Raw genomic sequence first — 8871 nt, 5'->3', positions numbered from 1 at the left:
AAAACTGTCCTGTGCAAACTGCTCAAAAGTGTCCTATATATACACTACCTACTTATACATAACCTAATAAGTCTTGCAGACCATGTACTACCATATCAAAGACCATAAATGATTCGACAACCGCAAGCAGGCCAAAGACCATTACGGCATTGCCTGTTTTCGAAAATTGTTGCATCTAAAAGAAATCATATTTACGAACAATCAAAATTCCATTGCCAACGATGAATTATACCGTAATCCCCAAATCAATCGTGAACTTTCAGACGGGAAACAGTAAACCCGTCGATATTTACGTGTGAGCAACCATTAAATGTTGTTCCAATCACGAGACGAACATTTCCCATGTAACAGAAGAAAAGCTATCCTTACTGACGGGATTGGATGAACGAACAATCCGACGTGTTATCAAACGCTTAAAGGATGCAGGTTACCTGACCGTACAGACTACCATTAAAGAAGATGCAGACAGAGGATTTATAAAGCGAAATTCCTACTATATAAAGCCAGCAAACAAAAACTATTTCTTCCTCGACAACAGTTTCTTTAAGCGGAACTATCCCGCCAAGATTGCAGGCTTCCTGCTCTTATTAAAGGCAATATGCCTTAATAATACGGATACCATCCAATGAAGCAATTCCCAAATTGCAAAGAGTATCGGTTTATCGAGGAACACAACCACAGTCCTCATTAAAGAGTGCCTGCAATTAAGGCTTATAAAGCCTATTTCTAAAGGCTATGAACTGACGGCAGGCTGTTTTATCAATTCCTCTGTTAAAAAGACCAATGCAGGGATTTATAAGGAGATATGCGATTTCTGCAAGGTGAAAGGTGTTGCCGTTCCCAAGTGGGATAAACGAGCGATGTCCGTACTGCTTATCAAGTATAATGCAATAGGCTTATCGAGAACAGAGCCAATAAGCATAACCTACCAACTCGATAAACGATGCAAGACTCTACCCGAAAAGGTATCGTTGGCCTATTTTATAAAGGTGCTCGATATGCAGGAACAATATAAAGCCGTTACGGAACGAGCAGAACAAGCAAAACAGTTTAAGGAAGAGTTCAAAGGTTTTGAGTTTTAGATAGTCAGCAAATAAATCATCCATATCCAGCCCTCATGCTTACGCATGCAGTGCTTTTCCCATTTAATAAGAATAAGAATATGACATAGTTTGCGGATATTTGATTTATATAGACCTTATTAATTGTGTCATCAGCTATTAATCAAATATTTATATAAAATCAAAAGTATCTGTGTTCTAAAATATTCACTATATTTGCAATAAAGAATTTTACTCAAACTTATCTAACCATGAGACGACAATTTATACTTGACAAAGAGATTGTCCTAAATGAGCAAACCGATTTGTTAAATACAGCGGGATATGCCAAAAATATAACTAAAATAATCCAGAATGCCCCTCAAGGGCGTGTATTTACCATCGGTCTTTTTGGAAGTTGGGGGTCAGGAAAATCATCAATTATTGAAACCGTAAGAGAGAATTTGACAAAGAATAGAAAGTCAAAAGTCAAATTCATATCTTATGATGCGTGGAAATACGTTAATGATTCTTTCAGAAGAATGTTTTTGTTTGAAGTTCAAAGAGGGCTTGGACATCAAAGAACGTCCCTAATGGATAAGTTCTATCAAAATAGTAGTCAAGATATAGATGTCAAGAATAAAATTTCACCCCTGAAAATATTTTCACTAATCGCCGCATTAATAATTACGATTATCTTGGTGCAATTTTCCGTTCAGGAAATTGATACTAAAGTTTCTATATATTCTATTATAGCTCTTGTAGGAGTGTTGGGCGGAATATTAACAGGTGCTTTCAACCAACTTAAAGTATCTGTCCAAAGACCTCATATTTTTGCGCCAGAACAATTCGAGCAATGTTTTAAAGAAATGATAGAGGCAACGCTAAAGCCAGATATATTGAAACGCGTTTTAGAGTTTATTTTACCGAACACGGACCGTCAGAAACAAATAATAATAGTAATTGACAATGTGGATAGATGTAATAATGAACAGGCGTATAATCTATTAACAGACATCAAAACATTCTTAAGTAATGAACCATATAATATTATCTTTATTATTCCTGTGGATGATGAGGCATTGAGGAAACACATATTAGGTTCAGTAAAAAACGTAACGGACGATTGCGCAAAGGAAAAAGAGGAGTTTTTACGTAAATTTTTTAATGTTGCGATAAGAATAAAACCGCATCAACCAACTGAAATGTATGAATTTGCAAAAAAACTAAACGATAAATATAATCTAGAGTTTTCTAACGCAACTATCAATATTGCATCTAAAGAGTATGCAAGAAATCCTCGTCGTATTATCCAATTATTCAATAATCTATCGGCAGAATTAAATAATTTCCCTGCAGATTTTGCAGTAAAATATGAAACTTTAATTTGTAAATTATTAATAATACGAGAGGAGTATTATGCTTATTATCAAGAGGTATTACAAGACTATTCTCTATTCGAGAAAGGTATTGTTCCAAAGAGTTTAGAGAAAAATTCGGAACTCAAACGCTTATTGGATGATACCAGAAGTTATACATCTAATTGCGATAGTTTTGTCATTTCTAAAATACTAACAAATTCGGATAGCCTATTTGCCGATATACCACAAAAAATAAAGGATATAATAGATTCGCATAATGTTACAGATGCATTGAAGGAGCTTCCAATATGGCTTGCTGAAAATGTTTCGCATTTAGACAAATTAACTACTTATTGCCTACATAATATAGATAGAACGATAAGACATAAACTATGGGATACTGAATTCAAAGCATATTTTGAGTTTATTGCAGCAGTCAATCCATCAGTACAATTTACATATAATGACAATTTAAGATTTGAAGAAAAATTCAGATTGTCATTAGATGAAATTATCGTTGTTGCAAATAACCCAGAACAGATTGTAGCCTATTCTTGTAATTTATATAGGCAAGGATTACGATACATAACAGACGGTATCTCATCATACCTTCTAAAGAACGAGCGTTCTGCTGGGATTTGGGATAGTTATTTTCATGAATGTATCCGACAATATAATGATGCCTCTGTAATAAAACCTTTAGGTGTACTATTCACCAAGGTGTATAAACAAGACCATTTCTCTTTGACCGAACTAAATCAAGCGCAAATAGATTATTTGGTTAATGACGATTTACTTTCATATGCAATAGAGCAATGGCCAGATTTAGACAATGATAATATTTACATCAAGGATGTTGTATACATATCACAGAAGCGCCAGATTTCAGAAAATGTTGTTATAAAGATTTATGAGAAAATACACCATATTTTAGGAGACTTGAGGGGCGTTTCTCAAAGTATTATTCTAGAAAAATTGAAAGCCATAAATATTGTGACAGAAAATTTATCATTAACCAATAATCTGCCCTCTATTCAAAATATTGTTACTCTAATCGCTGGAACGAGGCCAATGCCTCATCCCTCATATCCATCACATCGGAATTACGATCAAAACATTAGGTTTATAGATGAGTGTACTAATGATGATACAGCCATTGAAACCGTTGTTAAATTTGGTTGCATTACATATAAGGTGTCAAGTGGTCGAATTGCAATTGACAATATAATAGATCCATTCTTCGCTCAATCCTCAAATATAATTTTAGATCAATTATTATGGTTAAAAAATAGATGGGGATTTAACTTGTATCCTTTGGCGAATTATATTCTTAAATTCAAGTCGTATAACAACGATAAATTAATGGAATTATTTGCAGATCATTTTACAGCTAAACCTAACAATAGGTATATTCTTTCGGAAGAAATAATACAAACGAAATTAGATGAGATGTTAAAATTTGCCATTTAACATAATAGTTCCCAAATGTTTGATTGGTTGAATGCAATTTCTCTTAAAAGTGAGAGGATTAAAGCTATGTTAATTCCTATTATATCGGAAAAAACGATTGCAGATATACAAACTTTACCAAAGGACTTGATGAATCTGGCTGTAAATAGTATCAATAAAACAAACATTGAAAATTATAAGAAATATCCAGACTTCTTAACTTATCTGGCTCAAAATGGTAATATGCAACAGAAAAGTTATTTAGCAGGGATGTTCTCTGATATGCTAAATAAAAATGAGAATGTAAATGTCGTATTAGGCATAATACAGTCATTCAATTCATTAAAACAGGTAGATTGCAAGTTGCTTACAACGCAAATACAACGCATAATGGAGGGGCTAGATAGTCTACCAGATGATAATGAATATTTAACAGCGATGAGTTACTTAAATTCTTTACTTCAACCATTAACACGCGCAAAAGAAGATAAAAAAACAGCGTAATATTGGGGATGCCATCGTTTTGGCATCCCTTTTTTATCCTGCCCACAAACAGATACATGAATCAAAGCCCCCTCCCTATTGTCAAATGTAAAACCGTTTTATAATATGAAAACACTTGACAGAAAGGCGGCGGAGATTTTCCGCGCATTGTTGGCTCTGCAAACAACCAAAATCGACAACTCGGACGGTACTTATATGCCCGTCTACCTTGAACTGATCGGCCGTATCGACAACTACAACTTTTTCTCGCTGGCTCATTACGGACAGCAAAACGGAGATGCCATGCGAGACCCCGAAATGCTCTTTGCCCTGCACAAAGAAACACAGCAATTCATTCCGTACTATTACCGCAATGACTACTGCGGCATCGAGCAGAACAGCGTGAAATGGTCGGAAGATGGAATAGCGTTGAATCCTCGCTTGCAGGCAGAACACACCACATTCGCTAATCAATGGCTCCGTAACATAGCCGCTCAACAAGGAATCCTATGACAGCACAACGATTGGTAGAGAACTGCGTACTGACGAATCAAACCGCAGTCGTGGACGAAATGCTGAACAAGCACCTGCTACCAGAAGAATATATCTATCCGTTCCTGGGCGATGTTATGGAATGGTGGCTTATTGACAGTTGGCTGGCAGAACGTCTGAAACGCGAGGGAGAAGTTATCATCGAGGAATACGGTTGCTGTTGGTGGGGCAGGTTAGCGAGTGGGCAGGCAATCTGTATGGACAGCGTTATACAAGAGATAGCCGCAGGATAACGTGCGGAACACTCTATATACGCTGTCGGTCGGTTGGCTGATTATCGGCTACTTGTAATCCTTACGGCTATTACCAAACCGTCAAAACAGATTTTAAGTCGGCATATTCTCGATAATTGAGGGTTGGAATGATTTGCAACTCCCGATTAGAGGGAATATGTCGGCTTATTCTTTATAACGGAATATCCCAACCAATGAAGAACTTTTTAGAACATCAATCTTGATTTTCTGAAAGTTTAGCGCGTTCTTTGTAACTACAATACCCCACGAGTGTTGCGTATTGAGAAACATTTTCTAACTTTGTGGTGCTGTCCCGAATGGGCGGTAACATATTAGTTTAGTGAAAGTGTTTCGCTAATCCTTGTACCGAAATCTGACAGTTTCTACAAAGACGAGGATAACGACAACGCTCATCACCGTGTATAGGCATATATCATCTGATATATTCTATTCGGTGTGGGGTATTGTTTCTTATTCGTCTTTGGGTTTTGTCAGAACCTCGGTACAGATAACGAACAACTCCACACTTTCTTTTTTGTATTTATCCACCGCATAGGAGTTGTACGGTAAAACGTGCGTCACTTGTTTTACTTAAATAATCTCATTATGAAAAAACTATTGGCTTTTGCCGCATTATTTGCGGTGGTTGCGCTCACATCGTGTAAATACGATGATGATGACCTTTGGAACAGCGTTCACGGATTGGAAAACCGTGTCGCAAAATTGGAGGAACTCTGCAAGCAGATGAACACGAATATTTCATCGTTGCAAACCATCGTAACAGCATTACAAAACAACGTCTATGTTACGGGGACTACACCTCTTATGAAAGACGGCAAAGAAATCGGCTATACAATTACTTTCAGCAAAGGTAACCCTATTACCATCTACCACGGTAAAGACGGACAAGACGGTGAAGATGGGATAACACCCACTATCAGCGTAAAGAAAGATACTGATGGTGTCTATTATTGGACGTTGAACGGTGAATTTATCGTGGTCGATGGTGGAAAAATCCAAGCCGAGGGCAAAGACGGAACCAACGGCACGACCCCGCAATTCAAAATCGAAAACGATTATTGGTTTGTTTCCTATGATAACGGAGCAAATTGGACGCAGTTAGGTAAGGCCACAGGTGAAGACGGCATTGGTGGCGATTCCATGTTTTCGGGTGTGGATTATGAAACCAGCACCGACTATGTAATTTTCACTTTATCGAACGGTACGCAAATCAAACTGCCTACATGGTCTGCATTTGAAGCTTTACAGCGTCTTTGTAACGAAACGAACACCAACCTTTCAGCCTTACAGACGATTGTAACAGCACTCCAAAACAACGATTATATCACGAGTGTAGACCCGCTGACCGAGAACGGCAAGGTGGTAGGCTATACGATTAAGTTTGCCAAGAGCAATCCGATTGTAATTTACAACGGCAAGGACGGTGCGGATGGTGTCAATGGCAACACACCCGTTATCGGAGTGAAGAAAGACACGGACGGCATCTATTATTGGACGCTGGACGGTGAGTTTATCGTTGTGGACGGGCAGAAGATAAAAGCACAAGGGACAGACGGTAATAATGGCGCGGATGGTTCAGATGGTGTTACGCCGAAACTCGAAATTCGAGAGGGCTATTGGTGGATTTCCTATGATAACGGGGTGAATTGGACACAGTTGGGTAAAGCCACGGGAGAGGATGGCAAGGATGCAGATAGCATCATAATCACGCAGGACGAGAACAATGTTTATTTTGAACTGGCAGATGGTACGGTAATCACGATTTCCAAAACAGGACAATCAACACCTAACATTATTGAGTTTAAAGACCCTTACGTCAAAACAATTTGTGTTGCGGCTTGGGACACCGATGGAGATTCAGAATTGTCCTATGTGGAAGCAACGGCTATTACAACGCTTGGGACTAAATTTAAAGGCAATACGTTAATAGAAAGTTTTGAAGAACTTAAATATTTCACACATCTTACATCAATAGACGACGATACATTTAACGCATGTACCGCTTTAACTTCAATTCAAATACCTGCCAGTGTTGAAACAATTGGTCTTAGAGCATTTAAAAGTTGTAGCTCTCTGGCAAATATAACATTTGAAAAAGGCTCTATTTTAAGAGATATTAAAGGAGGGAGCAAAATGGCATCTGACTATATGTCGATAGACTATTATGGAGCATTTTCTGATTGTTCCGCATTAACAGCCATTGAAATTCCTGCCAGCGTTGAATCAATTGGAGTCGCAGCTTTTTCTAACTGTAAAAGATTAGCATCTGTTACTTTCGAACATAGTTCTAAACTTAAATCAATTGGAGGAGGCTGGTCGTCTCCTTATGGAGGATTTAGTTATGGTGCATTTCTATATTGTTCATCACTTACTTCTATCAAGATACCCGCCAGTGTAGAAACTATTGGGGCATCTGCTTTTAAAGGTTGCATCAAATTAACAACGGTAACTTTCGAGAAAGAATCTCGCCTTACAACCATTGAAGGCTATTATGATTATGGTTACAAAGCCGCTCATGGTACATTTACTAATTGTTTTGCATTAACAACTATCGAATTACCAGCCAGCATTAAAACCATTGAAACTTATTCATTCTCTGGATGTGGAAAACTGGCAAATATTTATAGTCGTTCAACCACTCCTCCAACTTTGGAAGCAACACTTCCCTCAGAAGCTAAAATCTATGTTCCAATAGGTTCAGAAAATGCCTATAAAATCGCAAATGAATGGCGTAATTATGCCGATAATATAATAGGATATGATTTTAACGAATAAAATATCCCAAAATAAGCTACCTCTATAAATTAAGTGACAGACTTTGTGAAAAGGTTAATTTATAAGGCCCTTTGCAGAGTTTGTCACTTTCTTATTTTGTTTATTTCGGTAATAATCTTATCTTTATAAAGATAAATAACATTAAATTTTAGCTAAAATGAACAGATACAAACAACCTAAAACAGAATGAATGACCAAAGCATGAGAGGATAAACAGATAATCCAAAAGACGGTTAAATGGAGCCAAACAGAGGGAATAATCCTACTTGTAGGAAAACCCAAAGACGAAATATTTCCCGAAACATTTATCTACTTGTTTGCCCCTAATATGGCAGACACAACAAAGCCCGTCGAAATTGTCCTTACAAAGAACCGACAATACATATTCGGATGAAAATGCGAACTCGAAGATATGGACGGAATAATCGGCACAATGACGGCTAACGAGGCACAAATCGAGGGAACGGGCGAAAAGGTGAATTTGTTCGACTACCACGTGAAAGCCGATACAATCCTATTCCAATACACCACGCCCGACGGACGGGACGAGGTAGTGAAATTCCCGTTAGCTGGATTTTGCGAAAACTATCTGATGCAATTTGCAAAATAATTCGGTGGAGTTGAATTGCATCGTATCTATAAAGGTTAAGGAGAAAGGGCCGAAAAAATGCGGCGTTTTTCCTTTGACTACAATAATACTAATTCACTCAATTACTAATAATCTCGATTAAATCAAGAGTTAAACCGTCAGTTAAACCGCAACGAAAAGACAGAAACAAGGGGCGAACGGGCTATGCGTAAATCGCTTATATATAGCACTATTCATACGGGATGGTGCCATAGCTCAGTTGGTAGAGCAAAGGACTGAAAATCCTTGTGTCCCCGGTTCGATTCCTGGTGGTACCACATTATTAAAGCGCAATAGCCATTAAGGCTATTGTCGCTTTCTAGTGTCTG

7 protein-coding genes and 1 tRNA gene are annotated in these 8871 nt (G+C 37.7%); all 8 read left to right on the top strand.

The window, feature by feature from the left end; translation table 11 throughout:
* Positions 1-305 precede the first annotated feature (305 nt).
* The 8 genes from HMPREF9720_RS15980 (at position 306) to HMPREF9720_RS00005 (ending at position 8820) form a co-directional block, all read left to right on the top strand.
* Positions 306-629, top strand: coding sequence for a helix-turn-helix domain-containing protein (locus HMPREF9720_RS15980; protein WP_368072164.1), 324 nt, complete (start codon positions 306-308; stop codon positions 627-629).
* Between the two features lie 683 nt (positions 630-1312).
* Positions 1313-3871, top strand: a complete 2559-nt coding sequence (locus tag HMPREF9720_RS00035) for a KAP family P-loop NTPase fold protein (RefSeq protein ID WP_009596049.1) — start codon at positions 1313-1315, stop codon at positions 3869-3871.
* A gap of 15 nt (positions 3872-3886) precedes the next feature.
* Positions 3887-4354 (top strand): hypothetical protein, encoded by a 468-nt coding sequence (locus HMPREF9720_RS00030; protein WP_039939376.1) that lies wholly within the window; start codon positions 3887-3889, stop codon positions 4352-4354.
* Between the two features lie 105 nt (positions 4355-4459).
* A complete protein-coding gene (locus HMPREF9720_RS00025) occupies positions 4460-4846 on the top strand; it encodes a DUF6908 domain-containing protein (protein WP_015547353.1) in 387 nt (128 codons plus the stop codon).
* Positions 4843-5118, top strand: a complete 276-nt coding sequence (locus HMPREF9720_RS00020) for a hypothetical protein (RefSeq protein WP_015547354.1) — start codon at positions 4843-4845, stop codon at positions 5116-5118. Before HMPREF9720_RS00025 ends, HMPREF9720_RS00020 begins: the two co-directional genes overlap by 4 nt.
* Positions 5119-5724: 606 nt before the next feature.
* Positions 5725-7914, top strand: coding sequence for a PL29 family lyase N-terminal domain-containing protein (locus tag HMPREF9720_RS00015; protein WP_039939380.1), 2190 nt, complete (start codon positions 5725-5727; stop codon positions 7912-7914).
* 412 nt (positions 7915-8326) lie between these two features.
* Positions 8327-8524, top strand: a complete 198-nt coding sequence (locus HMPREF9720_RS00010) for a hypothetical protein (protein WP_039939373.1) — start codon at positions 8327-8329, stop codon at positions 8522-8524.
* Between the two features lie 223 nt (positions 8525-8747).
* Positions 8748-8820: transfer RNA gene (locus tag HMPREF9720_RS00005), tRNA-Phe, on the top strand.
* The last annotated feature ends 51 nt before the right edge of the window (positions 8821-8871 follow it).

Source organism: Alistipes sp. HGB5 (assembly GCF_000183485.2).
GTDB classification, from domain to species: Bacteria; Bacteroidota; Bacteroidia; order Bacteroidales; family Rikenellaceae; genus Alistipes; species Alistipes finegoldii.
Note: the sequence above shows the minus strand (reverse complement) of the source record. Positions and strands in the feature narration are given on the sequence as shown.